This is a genomic window from Flavobacterium sp. LHD-80 (assembly GCF_030929605.1).
Taxonomy (GTDB): Bacteria; Bacteroidota; Bacteroidia; order Flavobacteriales; family Flavobacteriaceae; genus Flavobacterium.
On record NZ_JAVFVS010000010.1, the window covers coordinates 208,641 to 227,084 of the forward strand.

An 18,444-nucleotide genomic window follows, 5' to 3' on the forward strand; every position below is an offset into this window, starting at 1 on the left:
ATGATCACTTTAATTAAAAATATAAAAGAATTACTTCAAGTACGCGAAACTTCAATTTCTAAAGTTTCGGGCCTAGAAATGGCAGTGCTTCCTACGATAAAAAACGCTTATTTAATTATAAAAGATAATTTGATTGAAGATTTTGGCTCAATGGAAAATCTTACCGAAATCAAAGTAGACAAAATTATTGATGCAACAGGAAAAGTAATTCTCCCAACTTGGTGTGACAGTCATACACATATTGTATATGCAGGAAATCGCGAACAGGAATTTGTTGACCGAATCAATGGATTATCTTATGAAGAAATTGCCAATCGTGGTGGCGGAATTTTGAACTCAGCAAAAAAACTAAATGAAACTTCTGAAGAAGAAATCTACAAGCAGTCTAAAATTCGTTTAGAAGAAGTAATGCATTTAGGAACGGGCGCAGTTGAAACAAAATCAGGATACGGATTAACTATTGAAGGCGAATTAAAAATGCTTCGCGTTATTAAAAAACTAGGCGAAAATTATCCAATTGCAATAAAGGCTACTTTTTTAGGAGCACATGCATTTCCAACGCATTACAAAGAAAACAAAGCAGGTTATATTGACGAAATCATTACCAAAATGCTTCCTGAAATCGCTCAAAACAAACTCGCCGATTATATTGATGTGTTCTGTGAAACTGGCTATTTTTCTACCGAAGAAACAGAAAAAATTATGGAAGCCGGAATCCAATTTGGCTTAAAGCCAAAAATCCACGTAAACCAATTCAATTCTATTGGAGGCATCCAGTCAGGAATCAAATTTAACGCCCTTTCTGTTGATCATTTAGAAGTTATGAGCCCAGAAGACATTGAAGCCTTAAAAGACACAGAAACAATGCCTGTTGCATTGCCTTCTTGCTCTTATTTTTTAAGCATTCCATACACGCCAGCACGCGAAATGATAAAAGCTGGATTACCTGTAGCCTTAGCTACAGATTTTAACCCAGGTTCTACTCCATCAGGAAATATGAATTTTGTTGTTGCTACAGCTTGTATAAAAATGAAAATGACTCCTGAAGAAGCAATAAACGCCGCTACAATAAACGGAGCTTATGCTATGGGACTTTCAGAAACTCACGGAAGTATCACAAAAGGCAAAAAAGCTAATTTAATCCTGACAAAGCCAATTTCTTCTTATTATCAAATTCCGTACGCTTTTGGAAGCAATTTAATCGAAAGTGTTTTTCTGGAAGGAAAAATTTTAGAATAAAAAAAAGATAAAAAAAAGGTCTGTGAAAACTCACAGACCTTTAATATCAAAGTGGTATTATCCTTTGGCTATTATCTTAAGTTGAAACTAGTTTTAGAAACTAATTCATCGTTATCAAATACATTAATAAAATAAGCTCCTTTTTCAAAATCTTTACCAATTAAATCTTCAGAAATTTGAACTGTTTTATTTTCGTATTTCACTGTAGTTTTAAAACTGTAAGTCAAAGAGTTGTCGCCAAAGTTTTCAGTTTTCTTCTCTCCTAATACATTGTTTTTACTATCGATAACTTGTACATAATACGTTTTGTCACCAGATTTTGCGATTGAATTTTCAGCAATTGTAAAACTTACTTTCAATACATCTGCGCGGCTTGCTTTATCAGTTTCAATTTGTTTACCAGAACCTTTTACTTTATAAGCAATAGTTTTAGTATTTAAAACAGATAATTTAGATCCTTTTTCAACAGTTTTAGCCAGTTCTTCATTTTGACCTACTAATACTTCATTGTATTTTTTAGATTCACCTAAAACTACAATAGTACTATCTCTCTGATTTGTTAAAACACCATTTTGTTTTTTCAATTCATCATTTTCAGCAACTAAAGTTTTCATTTTGCCCTGCATCGCCTGAACTTGAAATCTGTATTTAGAAACATCTCCTTTTGATTTATTCAAATCATCCATAAGAGCTACTACTTTATCTCTTTCCTGAATCAATTCATCAGACATTGAAGTATTTTCAGCAATTGCAGCATCATAAGTTGCTTTCAATTCTTGTAAATCTTTCATAACAGATTCTTTTTCTGTCATTGTAGTGGTAAGCTCAGTTTTAACTACTTCTGTATCAGAAGATAATTTAAAAATATACACTAAACTACCAATCAGTAGGACTGCTAAAACAGCGATTACCGCTTTTAGACTTGAGTTGTTGTTCTTTGGGTTTTCCATATTTAATAATTTTCTTTATTAACAAATTTAAGAATTAATATATCGTAATAACGTAAGTTGTCACAATTATATTATTTTTGAGCAATATTTTTTTTATATGGAGAAATTAATTCCTTTTACTATTAATGATTTAGCTAAAGTTACCAATCACCGAAGTGGTGAAATTAAATTTGGCGAGAAAATGATTGTCATTCCTAAAGAAGCCGACAAAGTAAAATTCTTGACCGAAAGCGAGGCTAAATATGTACTTTTAGGAATTCCTGAAGATATTGGCGTGCGTGCCAACTATGGCCGTCCCGGTGCTGCTTCGGCTTGGGAAAGCGCTATAAAAAGTATTGCTAATATTCAGCACAATCGTTTTTCAAAAGGCAGTCAGATAATTGTTTTAGGACAAATAAATGTTTCGCAGGAAATGCGTGATGTTGAAAATCTTGATTTCAACGACATTGACGACCGTTCAAAACTAAGCCAGCTAGTTGAAAAAATCGACAAAGAAGTTTCTCATATTATATTTACCATTATAAAAGCTGGAAAAACTCCAATTATCATTGGCGGAGGCCATAATAATGCATACGGTAATATTAAAGGTTCGGCTCTTGCCAAAGGAAAACCTATAAATGCAATCAATTTTGATGCGCATTCTGATTTCAGGATTCTTGAAGGCCGTCACAGTGGAAATGGTTTTTCGTATGCTTATGAAGAAGGTTTCCTTAAAAAATATTTCATCTTCGGATTACATGAAAATTATACTTCAAAAAGCGTTTTAGATGTTATCAAAAAACTAGAAGATCGCGTACGTTATAATACGTACGATAGTGTAAATATTCGAAAGGAAAAAGATTTTACCCGAGAAATGGCTTTGGCATTAGAATTTATAAAAAATGATTCTTTTGGAATTGAAATTGATTTGGATGCAATTCCAAATATTGCCAGCAGTGCCATGACAATCAGCGGATTTTCGGTAGAAGAACTTCGTCAGTTTGTTTCTTTCTTTGGTCAAAATAAAAATGCCACTTACCTGCATATTTGCGAAGGTGCTCCAGATTTAGCCGATTCTCCAAATAATAATTTAATTGGAAAATTAATCGGTTACTTGATAACAGATTTCATAAAAGCAAATAACGAAAAAGAAAAATCTAACTGAAGGTCAACGAGCTTAAAACCACACATTTTTCAAATAATACAAGATTCAAATAAAGGATTGACCGATTAAACCTATCTTTGCACAGAATTTTTAGTGTTTTAAACTAAATTCTTAATACCTAAGATATGTTATTCGAAGATTTATCACTCTCAAAAAGTATACAAAAAGCCGTATTTGAAGAAGGCTACCTAAACCCCACTCCAATTCAAGAACAATCTATCCCGATCGTTTTATCAGGAAGAGACTTAATTGGCTGTGCGCAGACAGGAACAGGAAAAACAGCAGCATTTGCCATCCCAATTATACATCAATTACACCGAATTGTAGGTTCATCTAAAAAAGCCAAACAAATTCGTGCGCTTATTGTTACACCAACACGCGAACTTGCCGTACAAATTGGAGAAAGTTTTGACACTTATGCCAAATATACCAACTTAACACAGTTAACAATTTTTGGAGGCGTTTCGCAAAATCCACAAGTTGAAACCTTAAAAAAAGGTGTTGATATTTTGGTGGCAACTCCAGGAAGATTATTGGATTTGCACAAACAAGGTTTTCTAGATTTAGACCATTTGCATACTTTGGTTTTAGACGAAGCGGATCAAATGCTGGATATGGGTTTTATTAACGATGTAAAAAAGATCGTAAAATTAACCCCAAAAAACCGTCAGACATTATTGTTTTCAGCAACTATGCCAATTGCTATTCGTGAATTGGCAGAAATGTTTTTGAAAGATCCTGAAAAAGTAGAAGTTTCTCCGGTTTCTTCAACTGCCGAAAATGTAGAACAGCGTATTTATTTTGTTGACAAAACAGAAAAAAGAAACTTGCTTTATCATTTAATTAAAGAAGAAAATTTATCAAACGTGCTTGTTTTTTCAAGAACAAAACACGGTGCTGATAATGTTGTAAAAGCACTTCGCAAAAAAGATATTCCTGCTGAAGCTATTCACGGAGACAAATCTCAAAATGCGAGACAACGCGTTTTAGATGCTTTTAAAAATAAAGAAGTTGGTGTTCTAGTTGCTACAGATATAGCTGCAAGAGGAATTGATATTGAGCAATTGCCTTATGTAATTAATTTTGATTTGCCTAATATTCCAGAAACCTACGTGCATCGTATTGGTCGTACAGGACGTGCAGGAAATGGCGGAATTGCAATTTCATTTTGTGGAAAAGATGAAGAACCGTATTGGAAAGACATCAAGAAATTGATAAAAGTGGATGTCAAAATAATTACCGAGCATCCTTATCAATGGCATTCTGGAAGTCCTGAAGCCGGCGAGAAACCAAAAAATTCAAATCGAAGCGGAGGCGCTCACAAATCAAGAAAATCAAATGCTTCTAAGCAAAATAAAAAACGCTGGTATTAACCAGCGTTTTTAGCTTCTTCTATTAAGTAACTAATAATTTTAAAGAGTTTTACAGGTTCAAAAGGTTTGATGATAATATCGTTTATTCCTGATGAAATTGCCTCATCTGTTATTTCGTCTTTATCAAAAGCAGTTAAAGCCACAATTGGCGTCTTAATATCCTGCAAACGAATTCTTTTACTGGTTTCAAATCCGTTCATTAATGGCATATTGATATCCATTAAAATAAGATCAAAAGTTTCTTTTTCTAAAATCTCTAAAGCGCCAAAACCATCATCTGCCACAATGCAGATATAATTATTCTTCTCAATAATTTTCTTCGTCACAAGTTGATTAATGCGATTATCTTCGACTATTAAAATTTTATGAACTTCATTTGAGGTCAAATCAACCTCAATTTCAGCTATTATTTTTTTAGTTTTTTCTGGATCATGCTCAAACGGAATAATAAACGAAAAAGAAGTTCCCTGACCTAAATCACTTTCAAGCGTAATCGTACTTCCAAACAAACCTAATAATCGTTTTACAATACTCAAACCTAAGCCAGTTCCTTGGTAATCTTCATCTTTTCGGCCAACTTGAACAAATTTCTCAAAAATTTTACTTTGATCAACAGTCGCAATTCCAATTCCATTGTCTTTTATCAAAAAGCTTAAGAAATGATTTTTCCCTTCTGTTTTCAGTAGATCAACTTTTACCTCTACTTCGCCATTTTTTGTAAATTTCAAAGCATTGCTCACCAAGTTCATCAAAATTTGAGCGAGTCTGAGTTTATCACCAATCAAACATTCAGGAATATCTGGATCGATTTCAATATTGATTTTATTGTTATTTTTTTGAGATAAAAAAGAAAGTGAGTTCTTGATCATCATAATTTCATCAGAAATATTGAATGTCAAATTTTCCAGTACTACTTTATTTTCTTCAATTTTATTAATCTGCAGAATATCATTTACAAGAGATAATAAATATCGAGCTGAAAATTTCAGCGAACTCAAATGCTGGCTTCTTGACAATTCCTTATGCTCTTCCAAAAGCATATTGGTAATCCCAACCACTCCATAAAGCGGTGTACGCAATTCGTGGCTTATTGTTGAAATAAATTGCGTTTTTAGCAACGATGCTTCTTCAGCTACTTCTTTGGCTTTTAAAAGTTCTAAATTGTGCTTCTTTTTAAATCGGATATTTTTAATTAAAGTGATGATCAAAAACATCAGAATTAGAGAAATTAGCACAAACAGAATTACAATAATTCGGGATTTTTTAAGACTTTGATATTGTGAGATTTTTTCATTTTCAATCTTATCAATCTGTCTTTTATATTCGTCCAATTCAAGATTAAAACCTGCTATAGAAGCTTTCTTCAACTTTTCCTGGTTGTATAATTCTTCTGTGATTTGATTATACAAAGTAAGATGTTCATATGCTTCTTTATAGTTTTTGATTTTCATTAAAAACTTAGAATATTCCAAATGCGCATAAGACAAGTCTGATTTTTCATCACTGTTTTTTCCTGCTGAAATGGCGCTCAAAAAATAAGCATTGGCAGTATCATTCTCATTTCTGAAAGACGAATACATTCCGTTAAGCATATTGACCACAATCTCAGTCGACGCGTCACCATATTTTTCAATATTATTGCCTACAAATTTTAAATACGGATAACCTTCTTTAAATTTTCCAATATCAAAATAAGCCCAGGCAATATTCACATTAGTGAAATAAACTTGATCGATGGCGTTGATTTTTAAACTATATGCAATTGATTTTTTGTAATAGGAAATCCCTTTATCGAATTGCTTTTTTTCGAAACAATAAATATTCCCTAAGTTGTTATGAAGGCTATATTTTAAAGAGTCATTATTTGTTTTATTGGCATAAAACAAACTTTTATTATAGAAAAAAACAGCTTTATCAAATTCTGACAATTCACTATAATTGCCAGCAATTATTTTATAAGCTTTTGATATTAAGTAATTATTTTTCTTTGATGTAGCGTAATTTAGAGCAACGCGTGAAGTAATTAATGATTTTTCAAAATTTGATTCCTTAAAATCATCCCAAGCCTCTTTGACAAGCTTGTTAATTTTAGTATCCGAGATCGGTTCAGACTGTGCGAATGCTGAACTGATACCACAATTCAGAAAAACGATCAGAAGAAGAAAAATCCGTATTCGGGGCATAAACGGCTAGTTTTACCAAATATACACTTAAAAATAAAAAAAAGCTGTATTTCAAATAAAAATACAACTTTTCTTTAATTATTGTTTACACTTTAAACTAATAAAGATCAGTATAATGTGAATATTATTTTTGAGGTTTTACTATTCTAAACCTGCTTCAGTTTCTTTATTATTCTCCCATTGCCCCACCACAGAAGTTGCCAAAGCATTTCCTAAAACATTTGTTGCACTTCTAAACATATCACAAAAATGATCAATAGGCAAGATTAATGCAATTCCTTCAACCGGAATATCAAACATACCACAAGTTGCCGCTACCACAACTAAACTCGCTCTCGGCACGCCTGCAATTCCTTTACTTGTAAGCATTAAAACCAACAGCATCACCATTTGTGTACCTATATCTAAATGTACGCCATAAAATTGCGCAATAAATATACTGGCAAATGTCATATACATCATACTTCCATCTAAGTTGAATGAATATCCTAACGGCAACATGAAAGAAACAATTTTATCTTTTACACCAAAATCTTCCAACTCTTCAGTTAACTTTGGAAAAACAGCTTCACTACTTGTTGTTCCAAAAGCAATAGCTAACGGCCCTACAATACGTCTTAGCAATTCAGTCATTCTTCCTTTCAAGAAAATATAACCTACTGCAATCAAAACCACCCATAAAGTACTGATTCCAACTAAAAATGAGCCGAAAAATTTAAAATAAGTGATTACCAATTCCTCCGCATCTCTAATAGCAAAAACTCCTGCAATGGCGCCAAAAACTCCAATTGGAGCGAAGTTCATCACATAATTTACCATTTTCAAAACAATATGCGATGCTTTATCTAAAGCATTAATTACAGGTTTTACAGTACTTCCTAATGATGCCGCAGCTAATCCAAAAAAGATTGAAAATATTACAATCTGAAGGATTTCATTTGTTGCCATTGCCTCAAAAAGACTTTTTGGAACAATATGTTCAACAAAATTCTCAACAGAAAGTGTTTTAGTTTTTCCCGTTACTTCTGCCGCCGCTGACATATCAACGTGATCTAATTTCAATCCAACACCTGGCTCAAGAAGATTTACATAAAATAAACCAATTAATAACGAAATAAATGAAGCTGTAAAAAACCATCCAAGAGCTTTTCCTCCAATTCTTCCAACCGTTTTTATATCTCCAAGTTTAGCAATTCCAACTACTAAAGTTGTAAATACCAAAGGCGAAATAATCATTTGCACCAATCGGATAAAAACAGTTGCCAGCATTTTAATTTTACTGCTGAAAGACTGTGCTGTTTCAGCAGAAACGGTATTGTGCAATATAATTCCTAAAGTTGCCCCTAGTACCATTGCAATAATAATTTGCCCTGTTAATCCTGAAAGAAATGATTTTTTTTTAGTTTCTGTAACTTGCATTAATTTGTTTGTGTTAAGTTAAAATATTAAGACCCTCACTGTCCTAACTTTTATTAATATGTTTTGTTGATTAAATAAAAATCAGCCAAAACAATTGCGGCCATTGCCTCAACAATAGGCACCGCACGAGGTACTACACATGGATCATGACGGCCTTTTCCTGTCATTGGTGTAATATTTCCTTTATTATCTAATGAATCTTGAGTCTGCATAATCGTCGCAACTGGTTTGAAAGCTACTTTAAAGTAAATATCCATTCCATTGCTGATTCCTCCCTGAATCCCTCCAGAAAGATTTGTTTTTGTAGTTCCGTCTGGATTGTATAAATCGTTGTGCTCGCTTCCTTTCATTTCTGAACCTGCAAAACCACTTCCGTACTCAAAACCTTTCACCGCATTGATAGAAAGCATTGCTTTTCCTAATTCGGCATGCAATTTATCAAAAACCGGTTCGCCAAGACCAACTGGTACATTTTGAATCACACATGAAACAACACCTCCAACAGTATCGCCTTGCTTGCGGATGTCACGAATATATTCTTCCATAATCGTAGCCGACTTTTCATCTGGACAACGAACAGGATTGCTTTCTATTTTCGAAAAATCTAAATCTTGATATGGAGTATCTAAATGAATTGGGCCTACAGAAGAAACGTAAGCATTAATTTTAATTTCTGGAAGCATTTGTTTTGCAATTGCTCCAGCTACCACTCTACTTGCGGTTTCACGTGCAGAGCTTCGTCCACCTCCACGGTAATCACGAAAACCATACTTTTGATCATATACATAATCAGCGTGACTTGGTCTGTAGTTATCTTTTATATGCGAGTAATCGTCTGATTTTTGATTGGTATTTGGAATAATAAAACCTATTGGAGTTCCAGTTGTTTTTCCTTCAAAAATTCCAGATAAAAACTGGACTGCATCTGGTTCTTTTCTTTGCGTTACAATTGCCGATTGTCCCGGTTTTCTTCTTGACATTTCAACTTCGATTGCTTCAAAATCAAGCTGAATTCCAGATGGACAACCATCAATAATCCCGCCTAACGCTTCGCCATGTGATTCTCCAAAAGTTGTAACTCTATATAATGTGCCGTAGCTATTTCCTGCCATGTTAATTGTTTTAGCAAATGTAAGTTTTATGAATTAAATTAAAAAATATAAAATTGTGATTATTAATTAAAGGTTAAGCACTTTAAAAATCATAATTTATTAAAATTGACCTCAAATTGATAACCTTTTGATAAAATAATTCTCTTATGAGTTTCTTTTATTTGCTAAACTTCAAATCACGAAAAATTGAAAAAACGAAATGTCGAATTGGTCATTATTTCTGATGTCCATTTGGGAACTTACGGAAGCCACGCCAAGGAATTAAACAACTATCTATCAAGCATTAAACCTAAAACATTAGTTTTAAATGGAGATATTATTGATGCCTGGCAATTTCGAAAATCTTATTTTCCAAAAGCGCATTTACGAGTAATTCAGCGTATTATCGGGATGGCTTCTAAAGGAACAAAAGTGTATTATATCACTGGAAACCACGACGAAATTCTCCGAAAATTCAGCGATATGAACATGGGAAATTTTTCTTTGCTTGATAAACTAGTTCTTGAATTAGATGATAAAAAAGCATGGATTTTTCACGGAGACGTTTTTGATGCCTCGGTACAACACTCAAAATGGATCGCAAAACTAGGCGGTTTAGGTTACGATTATTTGATTCTTTCTAATCGATTTGCAAACTGGTGCTTGACTAAATTAGGCAGAGAACCCTACTCTTTCTCAAAAAAAATAAAAGCCAGCGTAAAAAAAGCGGTGAAATTCATTTCAGACTTCGAAACCACTGCAACTGATTTGGCTATTGAAAAAAAATATGACTACGTTATCTGTGGCCATATTCATGAACCAAAAATATCAACCATAGAAAATAAATACGGCTCTACTTTATACTTAAATTCGGGTGATTGGGTTGAAAATCTAACTGCTTTAGAATATCATAAAAAGCGTTGGAAATTGTACACTTACGATAAAAGCAAATTTGCTGAACAGGAAGAAAATTTATTTGAAATGGAAGACAATCTGACAGCCGAATTAATGACTGTTATCGTTGAAAAGCAAATTGTGAAATTTAAAAAAGACAATATCTAATAAATCCTAGAGCTACTGCAGGAAATGTTTTTTTAACAGAAAATGTAAATTATATAACAATTTTCAAAAATTTTATACGTTCTCTACTTACTTGTAGTTATACATTTGAAAAAATTAATTGAATCATTTTTATGAAAAAAATCATTTTATCTGCCATTATGCTATTCGGCTTAGCATTTACGGCTCATTCACAAGACATTGCTAAAAACGCGCTTGGTTTGCGTTTAGGCGACAATAACGGTTTTGGAGGAGAAGTATCTTATCAAAGAGGATTAAATCAAAAAAACAGACTTGAGTTTGATTTAGGCTGGAGAAACAGCAGTGACGTTGACGCTATTAAAGCAGTAGCACTTTATCAATGGGTTTGGAATATAGACGGAGGTTTTAACTGGTACGCTGGTGTTGGTGGTGGAATCGCTGCTTGGGACCATGATTACTACAACAATAATGTAAAATATAACGACAGCGGAACTTACGTTTTTGCTGCAGGAGACATAGGAATTGAATACGGATTTAAAGAAGTGCCAATTCTTTTATCATTAGACGCAAGACCTGAAATTGGTTCAGGATATTACGACGATGATAACTTTGGATTTGATGTTGGTTTAGGAATCAAATTCAAATTCTAAATTAAAATAAAAAATAATTGTAAAAGAAAACCTGTCGTTTTAATTGCGACAGGTTTTTTTTATGTTCAAAATTGATAACTATTGTCACCCTTAACGTCCCGAGACTTCGGGAGAAGGGCATTTGCATTGCGAGGACTTCGACTCCGCTCAGCCTGACATCTGACTAATAACGAATGACCAATAACTAATAACTTTTCACTAATTACTAATCACTAATTACTTAATAATAATCTCTTTTTTAGAATGCACTTTTACCACCGTGTAAGGGTATGAAATAACCTGTATAACCATTGCATCTGGCGCTGGGCTATTTTCCTTTACAGTAATAATGATATTTTTATCTGTTTCCTCAACTTTTTCAACCCCAATAGAATAACCACTGGTGTTTTTTTCACCCATATTCAAAATAATATAATTTGAATTACTGATATCAGCCTGTTTCATTTTATCAGCTAAAAGCGGATCATTTTCTAGCATTTTAATTTCATTAGGCTCGGTCAAAATTTCAAAAAATTTGATGTTACCACCACCATTTGACTGTTCGGTCAAAACTTCATACAATGCTGTAGAATTCGAGGTTTTTTTCGCTCCACACGAGATCAAAACAAAAACTGCTAAAACTGAAATTATCTTTTTCATGCATTTAAATTTTAAATTAATGTTTTAATCTTTATAGTCGTCAATCGCTTTTTGGTACAAAGCTTCATACTTAGGAAGTATGTTTTTGATATCAAATTTCTTCGCTACTTCCAGCGCATTCTTTTTAAATTCGCTCAAAGTGGCATCATCTTTCAAAATTTTGATTGCATTTGCCGCCATTTCATCAACATTTCCAACGTTGCTCAGATAACCCGAAACACCATCAAAATTAACTTCAGGCAAACCTCCCGAATTACTAGAAATCACTGGAACTCCAAGAGCCATTGCTTCTAAAGCCGCCAAACCAAAACTTTCTGTTTCTGATGGAAGCAAAAACAAATCGGTCATGCACAAAATTTTATCAATTTCATTACTGTTTCCAAAGAAAATTACTTTGTCGTAAATCCCTAATTCCATGCATAAAACTTCAGCTTTTTCTTTTTCAGGACCATCACCTACCATCATTAATTTAGCCGGCATTTCTTTCTGAATATTATAAAAAATCTTAATAATATCCGGAATACGCTTTACCTTTCTAAAGTTACTGATATGTGTTACGATACGCTCGTTTTCCTTCGCCATAACATAACGGTGACAAGGCGCATCTGGATCTTTTTTCACTTTATCCAATTCGATAAAATTCGGAATCACCTTAATTTTATTCTTGATTTTGAATAATTTCAAAGTATCATCTTTCAAACTCTGCGAAACCGAAGTCACATAATCCGATTTATTAATACTAAAAGTCACCGCAGGTTTATAAAAAGGATGATTTCCAACAAGCGTAATATCCGTTCCGTGAAGCGTTGTAATCATTGGTAAATTAATGCCTTCATTTTTTAGCATCTGTTTTGCCATATACCCTGCATACGCGTGCGGAATAGCGTAATGCACATGAAGAACCTCTATTTTATACAATTTCACCATATCAACCAATTTGCTCGACAAAGCCAATTCATAAGGCTGATAATGAAAAAGAGGATATTCAGGAACATTTACTTCGTGATAATGAACATTCGGATTCAAAAGTGCCAACCTCACAGGCTGACTATAAGTTATAAAATGTATTTCGTGTCCGCGTCTGGCTAATTCAAGACCTAACTCCGTGGCTACTACCCCACTACCGCCAAACGTTGGATAACAAACTATTGCTATTTTCATGTATTAAATTTAATACTACGAAAATACTCAAAAATCACGTTTAATCGAGCTTTTAAATTGTTAGATTTTTGACAATATTAGATTAATTCTAATTAATATGTTATTTTCTTGAAGCAGAACAACTTCAATCAAAAGACGATTCGTCCCGCTGTCCGCTATATCTTTTATGCCTCCCGAAGCCTCGGGACCGGCATAAAAGGATGCCGCTACCATCGGGGCTAGACTAGATATTTTTGTTTTCATAAGTCATACGCAACAGCAACTTTGTCAAAGTTTAAAACTTTGACAAAGTTAAATCACGACAAAGTTTGTCATTCCGAGGAACGAGGAATCTCCACAAGTAGCTCTACGAAGATTGGCGACATACGCTACGGAGTTTCTTACGGAGATTCCTCGTTCCTCGGAATGACAAACTTTAGCGAAACTTAAAACTTGAAACCTGAAACAATAAAACAAAAAAGGCATAAAATCTAAGTTTCATGCCTTTTCAAATATTATAAATTCTTCTTAGAAAAATCTGCTATGCCAACTATCAGCTGCAGGAACTTCCCAAGATTCATTAAACTCTTCGATATTATTTACAAGATTATTAAAAACAATCGTATTCTCAGAAACCGATTTATCTTTAACCATCTTCTTAAAATCAATTAAAGGTTTATGAGCAATATGTTCGCCTAATTTAAAAGTAACATTCATTTTATCAAGCAAATCAACATTGTACTTTTTCTCCAAACCTTGAATAAATTCAACAGAACTATCGATAGAACAACCCGTCGCTGCCTGCACATCTTGATTTACAGCTAATATGATAAAACGGTTGTATTTCAGCAAAAACGAAGCCTCTAGGCTTGTTCCGTGTGCTGCCCATTCTTCCACAAAAGCTTTTAAATCGGTTTCAATTTCAGAAAATTCTTCCTCAGAAAATTTTCTGTTCGATTGGTAAATCCAAACTCTAGACTCACCAGGTAAATTTTCAAAAGGTATATACATTTTACTTTTTGTTTATTTTGTTTTTTTTTGTTTCAAGTTTCAAGTTAAAAAAACTTAGAACCTTAACATCTTAGCGACTTAGAATCTCAGATCAAAGATCTTGCGCATTTGCAATTAACTCCGCAACGTCCATTACTTTGACCTCACCTTCTTTATGTGCATGTTTAATTCCGTCTGTCAACATTGTGTTACAGAAAGGACAACCAGCAGCAATAATGTCTGGTTTAGTTTCTAAAGCATCTTCTGTACGCAAAACGTTTACTTCTTTATTTCCTGGTTCAGCATCTTTAAACATTTGTGCACCTCCAGCTCCACAACATAAACCGTTTGCTTTTGAACGCTTCATTTCGACTAATTCAACATCTAATTTCTGAATCAAATCTCTTGGCGCTTCGTAAACTTTATTTGCTCTTCCTAAATAACAAGGATCGTGAAAAGTAATTTTCTTTCCTTTAAACTGACCGCCTTCAACAGTCAATCTTCCGTCATCAATTAATGACTTTAAGAATTCTGTATGGTGAATAACTTCATAGTTTCCACCCAATTCAGGATATTCATTTTTTAAAGTATTAAAACAATGCGGACAAGCCGTAACAATCTTTTTTGCTTCGTATGCATTTAGGACCTCGATATTCATCATGGCTTGCATTTGAAACAAAAATTCATTTCCAGCACGTTTTGCAGGATCTCCAGTACAGCTCTCTTCAGTACCTAAAACCGCAAATGAAACATTCGTACGATTTAAAATACGCACAAATGCTTTTGTAATTTTTTTTGCTCTATCATCAAAACTTCCTGCGCAACCTACCCAAAATAAAACTTCTGGCTGTGTTCCTTGGGCTAGCATTTCAGCCATTGTTGGCACTACTAAACTTTCTGACATCTTCTTATTTTGTTAAATCGGTTAATCGTTTATTTGGTTAATCGCTCCCTATGACAACCTTACTAAAAACCTTACTATTTTTATTATAATCAATTAAACGGTTAACCGTTTAAACAATAAATCTTAATTTTCGTTTTTCCAATTCAAACGGTCTTGTTGGCTGTATTGCCAAGGCGCACCGTTGTTTTCAATATTCGTCATCATTGCATTTAATGACATCGGCGCGGCACTTTGCTCCATCACTAAATAGCGACGCATATCCATAATAATAGAAAGCGGACTAATATTTACTGGACATTCTTCTACACATGCATTACATGATGTACAAGCCCATAATTCTTCTGGTGTAATATAATCGTTTAACAACGTTTTATTATCTGGGACAAAAACACCTTTGTTAGAATCAATATTTTTTCCTACTTCCGTCAAACGATCTCTCGTATCCATCATAATTTTACGAGGAGATAATTTTTTTCCTGTTTGGTTTGCCGGACATGATGATGTACAACGTCCACATTCTGTACACGTATAGGCATTTAAAAGTTGCACCCAATTCAAATCCTGAACATCGCTGGCACCAAACTTACTTGGAGCAGCATTTTCGTCAACAGGAGCTGCCGCAAACGGATCAGCATTTGGATCCATCATCAATTTAACTTCTTTTGTTACTGAAGCTAAATTATCAAACTGACCTTCTGGTTTCAAGTTTGCAAAATACGTATTTGGGAAAGCCAAAAGAATATGCAAATGCTTTGAAAAATACAAATAGTTCATAAAAACTAAAATACCTGCAATATGCAACCACCAGAAAACTTCGAATAAAAGTCCAACCAATTCGTTTGATGTGCCATTAAAAATTGGCGCAATAAACTGACTTATTGGATAACTTCCTGCTTTATGAAAATGAGAATAACCGCCTGGAACATTTTGCAAATGCAAGTCAGAGGCATTCATCAATAAGAACAAAATCATTAGAACAGTTTCGAAGTACAAAATGTAATTTGCATCACTTTTTGGAAATCCTGTTAAATCAGAATGTATAAAACGTTTTAATCTGATAAAGTTTCTTCTAAGCCAAAAAACAGTAACCGCAAAAATTACAAGTATGGCCAATATTTCAAATGAAGCGATCAAAACATCATAAACAACACCTAAATAAGGTGCAAAAATTCTATGTGTTCCAAAAAGTCCATCAATAATAATCTCTAGTAATTCGATATTAATAATAACGAAACCAACATATACAAAGATATGAAGTATACCAGCAACAGGGCGTCTCACCATTTTTGATTGCCCTAGAGCAATCAAAGCCATGTTTTTCCAGCGAGCTTTTGGATTATCTTTTCGATCTACATCAACTCCTAAATTAATGTTGCGGATGATTTTTTTTACGCTCGCTGTAAAAAAACCAAAACCAACTATAAGAAGTATGGCAAATAAAATATTATCTAAATAACTCATTTATAATTATTTTTTATCAGTTGAAGTTGTTTCTTCTGTTGGTGCTACATAAGGCTTGTTTTTCTTTCCAAAAAGAGAAACGTTTACGTAACGAGTTGGGTAAAGACGAACGTCTTGAAGCAATAATTCCAGCTCTTTTGAAGTTTTAGCCAAATTATTATATAAAGCATCGTCATTCAACAATTTCCCAGCTGTACCTTTTCCAGAATTTAAATTCATCATTAAACCATCCACTTTAGCTAAAGTTTGATTCAAGCTTCTAACTGTTTTTCCTAAATCGGCTTTGTTTAATGAATCAGATATTTTATTAAAGTTGCTTGATACTTTATTAAAATTAGAAACCATTCCATTAATCTGTCCTTTATTGGTATCTAGAATATTATTAAGACTTCCTGAAGCTTTATGAAACTGCTCCATTGTCTTGCTTAATTCTGCAATTGTTTTCTTTAAATTTTCTTGTGTGTTTTTGTCTAAAGTATTGTTTAATCCTGTCACTAGATTATCAATATTTACAAGCATTTTATCCAATTTAGCCTGAATTGGTTCCAATTTTCCTCCTAAAGATTCAGTCAATCCAAGTTCTACAGTTCCTGCAAGAGTCTGGCCTTCATCAGCAGGATTTTTATCTGCAAGATTAGGAATGATTTTAATTTGTTTTCCTCCAATTAAACTTGGAGAATACAAAGCTGCTGTACTTGTTTTAGAAATAGGAAAATCTGTTTTAAGCTGAAGTTCAACTAACAACTTGCCTGTTGTTTCACTGATTGTAATTTTATTTACTTTACCAACTGCAAGTCCGTTTATAGTAACTGGTGCCGACGGTGCTAAATCCTCAACATTATCATACTCAACAAATAATGTTTTATAATTTGTAAAAAGATCTCTGCCTTTTAAAAAACTGTAGCCCCAAATAAATAATAGTATTGACGCGATGACTAAAATAGCCGTTTTAATTTCTCTTGTTAGTTTCAAAATTCTTAGTGTTTGTACAAAATTAATATAAATATTCGAACTTGTGACTATTATTTAACTGCGTCCTGAATACTGATTTTTTCTCCATCTTTAGTTGCGGTTAAAAATGCAGCGCCATATCCTTTACCCTTAGCTTCTTGCAGGTATTTCTTTGCCGCTTCATAGTCTGAAGTTTCTTGGTAGAAATATTTATAAATATTATTTTCATAAACCATGGTTACATTTTTCAAGCCTTTAAAGTTTTTAGGCTCTAATGTTGTTTTTTTGATACTTGCAATAAGTTGCACTTTATAAAAAGTTCCTTTCACTGCATTTTTCACTGCTGCAGATGGCTCAGCAGGTTTTGGCTTTTTAGGCGTCGAAGTATCTTTAGCCGGTCTTACATCTGAAAGCTCAGGTACTCCTGAACCAAAATATTCGCTTTTATAGCTTAAAATAGCATCGGCAATTGCTTTTGCTATATCGTTTTGCCCTTCTTCAGAATTCAGAATATTTCCTTCAGTCGGGTTCGAAACAAAACCTGTTTCAACCAAAACTCTCGGCATATATGCTTTATGAAGTACCATAAAAGGTGCTTGCTTTACTCCTCCCTGTCTCAACTTCTTTCCAAGACGATCAAAATTATCTTCAATTTTACTTGCTAAAGCAATACTATTGTCTAAATATTCTTCCTGCATTAAAGTCATCCCAATCATTGATTCTGGTGAATTCGGATCGTAACCTTCATATTTACGCTTATAATCTTTTTCTAATGTAATTACCGAGTTCTCTTTTTTCGCTGCTTCAAGATTCGATGCTACTTTACTCAAACCCATTACATATGTTTCTGTACCATCAGCCGCTGTATTTTTGTTTGCATTACAGTGAATCGAAACAAAAATATTAGAATTTGCTCTGTTTGCGATATTGGCTCTTTCAACCAAATCAATAAAAACGTCAGTTTTACGAGTATAAATGACGTCAACATTTGGACTTGCTTCTAATATTTTCCCAACTTTTAGTACAATCGCCAATGCAATATTTTTTTCAATTCGGCCGCTGTAAACAGCTCCAAAGTCATGATCGCCATGTCCGGCATCAAGAGTTACTTTAAAAACATTTGCCTGACTGTAAGCACAAAACGAAATTATAGTTAGAAAAAAACTAAATAATAGCCTAGTTTTGTTAAATATATTCATAAATCTAAAAGTTAATTTTAATAATTTGCAACTGTTATAATTTTCGCAATTGATTATTTTTGCCAAAAAA

16 protein-coding genes are annotated in these 18,444 nt (G+C 33.4%); 5 read left to right on the forward strand and 11 right to left on the reverse strand.

Going from position 1 to position 18,444, the window contains the following annotated elements:
- Positions 1-1,239, forward strand: coding sequence for an imidazolonepropionase (gene hutI / locus RB619_RS14550; RefSeq protein ID WP_308098681.1), 1,239 nt, complete (start codon positions 1-3; stop codon positions 1,237-1,239).
- A 71-nt stretch (positions 1,240-1,310) separates the two neighbouring features.
- Here hutI and RB619_RS14555 read toward each other — a convergent pair whose 3' ends face one another.
- Positions 1,311-2,189, reverse strand: a complete 879-nt coding sequence (locus RB619_RS14555; protein ID WP_308098683.1) for a hypothetical protein — start codon at positions 2,187-2,189, stop codon at positions 1,311-1,313.
- 97 nt (positions 2,190-2,286) lie between these two features.
- Between RB619_RS14555 and RB619_RS14560 the strand changes: the two genes are divergently transcribed.
- Positions 2,287-3,333 (forward strand): formimidoylglutamase, encoded by a 1,047-nt coding sequence (locus RB619_RS14560; RefSeq protein ID WP_308098685.1) that lies wholly within the window; start codon positions 2,287-2,289, stop codon positions 3,331-3,333.
- A 125-nt stretch (positions 3,334-3,458) separates the two neighbouring features.
- Entirely contained in the window at positions 3,459-4,706 is a 1,248-nt protein-coding gene (locus RB619_RS14565) for a DEAD/DEAH box helicase (RefSeq protein WP_308098687.1), read from the forward strand.
- Here the strand turns inward: RB619_RS14565 and RB619_RS14570 are convergent.
- From RB619_RS14570 to aroC, 3 genes are all read right to left on the reverse strand, one after another.
- Positions 4,703-6,889 carry a response regulator gene (locus RB619_RS14570; protein WP_308098689.1) on the reverse strand — a complete coding sequence of 729 codons (2,187 nt, stop codon included), beginning with the start codon at positions 6,887-6,889 and terminating at the stop codon, positions 4,703-4,705. The two genes, RB619_RS14565 and RB619_RS14570, sit on opposite strands and share 4 nt — an antisense overlap.
- A gap of 141 nt (positions 6,890-7,030) precedes the next feature.
- Positions 7,031-8,308, reverse strand: coding sequence for a dicarboxylate/amino acid:cation symporter (locus tag RB619_RS14575; protein WP_308098690.1), 1,278 nt, complete (start codon positions 8,306-8,308; stop codon positions 7,031-7,033).
- A gap of 53 nt (positions 8,309-8,361) precedes the next feature.
- The gene (gene aroC / locus RB619_RS14580; protein ID WP_308098692.1) at positions 8,362-9,420 is read right to left on the reverse strand and encodes a chorismate synthase; all 1,059 of its coding nucleotides are present in this window, start codon (positions 9,418-9,420) and stop codon (positions 8,362-8,364) included.
- 186 nt (positions 9,421-9,606) lie between these two features.
- Here aroC and RB619_RS14585 point away from each other — a divergent pair, with 186 nt between their 5' ends.
- The gene (locus RB619_RS14585; protein WP_308098694.1) at positions 9,607-10,461 is read left to right on the forward strand and encodes a UDP-2,3-diacylglucosamine diphosphatase; all 855 of its coding nucleotides are present in this window, start codon (positions 9,607-9,609) and stop codon (positions 10,459-10,461) included.
- Positions 10,462-10,592: 131 nt separating this feature from the next.
- Entirely contained in the window at positions 10,593-11,090 is a 498-nt protein-coding gene (locus RB619_RS14590; RefSeq protein ID WP_133526994.1) for a hypothetical protein, read from the forward strand.
- Between the two features lie 216 nt (positions 11,091-11,306).
- On the opposite strand, the gene RB619_RS14595 is transcribed toward RB619_RS14590, so the two are convergent.
- The 7 genes from RB619_RS14595 to RB619_RS14625 all read right to left on the reverse strand — a co-directional run bounded on the left by RB619_RS14595 (position 11,307) and on the right by RB619_RS14625 (position 18,374).
- Positions 11,307-11,729 carry a protease complex subunit PrcB family protein gene (locus RB619_RS14595; protein WP_308098698.1) on the reverse strand — a complete coding sequence of 141 codons (423 nt, stop codon included), beginning with the start codon at positions 11,727-11,729 and terminating at the stop codon, positions 11,307-11,309.
- A 24-nt stretch (positions 11,730-11,753) separates the two neighbouring features.
- Positions 11,754-12,890, reverse strand: a complete 1,137-nt coding sequence (gene bshA / locus RB619_RS14600; RefSeq protein ID WP_308098700.1) for an N-acetyl-alpha-D-glucosaminyl L-malate synthase BshA — start codon at positions 12,888-12,890, stop codon at positions 11,754-11,756.
- Between the two features lie 507 nt (positions 12,891-13,397).
- Positions 13,398-13,880: a hypothetical protein gene (locus tag RB619_RS14605; protein ID WP_031455874.1), complete on the reverse strand. Its 483-nt coding sequence runs from the start codon at positions 13,878-13,880 to the stop codon at positions 13,398-13,400.
- 91 nt (positions 13,881-13,971) lie between these two features.
- Positions 13,972-14,763, reverse strand: coding sequence for a (Fe-S)-binding protein (locus RB619_RS14610; protein ID WP_198999540.1), 792 nt, complete (start codon positions 14,761-14,763; stop codon positions 13,972-13,974).
- Between the two features lie 123 nt (positions 14,764-14,886).
- Positions 14,887-16,224: a (Fe-S)-binding protein gene (locus tag RB619_RS14615; RefSeq protein WP_308098705.1), complete on the reverse strand. Its 1,338-nt coding sequence runs from the start codon at positions 16,222-16,224 to the stop codon at positions 14,887-14,889.
- A 6-nt stretch (positions 16,225-16,230) separates the two neighbouring features.
- Positions 16,231-17,196, reverse strand: a complete 966-nt coding sequence (locus RB619_RS14620; RefSeq protein ID WP_308098707.1) for an MlaD family protein — start codon at positions 17,194-17,196, stop codon at positions 16,231-16,233.
- Positions 17,197-17,246: 50 nt separating this feature from the next.
- Entirely contained in the window at positions 17,247-18,374 is a 1,128-nt protein-coding gene (locus RB619_RS14625) for an N-acetylmuramoyl-L-alanine amidase (protein ID WP_308098709.1), read from the reverse strand.
- Positions 18,375-18,444 lie beyond the last annotated feature (70 nt).

Excerpts from the sequence above, each read along its gene's own strand:
- RB619_RS14615 (WP_308098705.1), bottom strand. The coding sequence starts at position 16,224 with ATGAGTTATTTAGATAATATTTTATTTGCCATACTTCTTATAGTTGGT.
- aroC (WP_308098692.1), bottom strand. The coding sequence starts at position 9,420 with ATGGCAGGAAATAGCTACGGCACATTATATAGAGTTACAACTTTTGGA.
- RB619_RS14565 (WP_308098687.1), top strand. The coding sequence starts at position 3,459 with ATGTTATTCGAAGATTTATCACTCTCAAAAAGTATACAAAAAGCCGTA.
- RB619_RS14605 (WP_031455874.1), bottom strand. The coding sequence starts at position 13,880 with ATGTATATACCTTTTGAAAATTTACCTGGTGAGTCTAGAGTTTGGATT.
- bshA (WP_308098700.1), bottom strand. The coding sequence starts at position 12,890 with ATGAAAATAGCAATAGTTTGTTATCCAACGTTTGGCGGTAGTGGGGTA.
- RB619_RS14595 (WP_308098698.1), bottom strand. The coding sequence starts at position 11,729 with ATGAAAAAGATAATTTCAGTTTTAGCAGTTTTTGTTTTGATCTCGTGT.
- RB619_RS14610 (WP_198999540.1), bottom strand. The coding sequence starts at position 14,763 with ATGTCAGAAAGTTTAGTAGTGCCAACAATGGCTGAAATGCTAGCCCAA.
- RB619_RS14560 (WP_308098685.1), top strand. The coding sequence starts at position 2,287 with ATGGAGAAATTAATTCCTTTTACTATTAATGATTTAGCTAAAGTTACC.
- RB619_RS14570 (WP_308098689.1), bottom strand. The coding sequence starts at position 6,889 with ATGCCCCGAATACGGATTTTTCTTCTTCTGATCGTTTTTCTGAATTGT.
- RB619_RS14575 (WP_308098690.1), bottom strand. The coding sequence starts at position 8,308 with ATGCAAGTTACAGAAACTAAAAAAAAATCATTTCTTTCAGGATTAACA.
- hutI (WP_308098681.1), top strand. The coding sequence starts at position 1 with ATGATCACTTTAATTAAAAATATAAAAGAATTACTTCAAGTACGCGAA.
- RB619_RS14625 (WP_308098709.1), bottom strand. The coding sequence starts at position 18,374 with ATGAATATATTTAACAAAACTAGGCTATTATTTAGTTTTTTTCTAACT.
- RB619_RS14590 (WP_133526994.1), top strand. The coding sequence starts at position 10,593 with ATGAAAAAAATCATTTTATCTGCCATTATGCTATTCGGCTTAGCATTT.
- RB619_RS14555 (WP_308098683.1), bottom strand. The coding sequence starts at position 2,189 with ATGGAAAACCCAAAGAACAACAACTCAAGTCTAAAAGCGGTAATCGCT.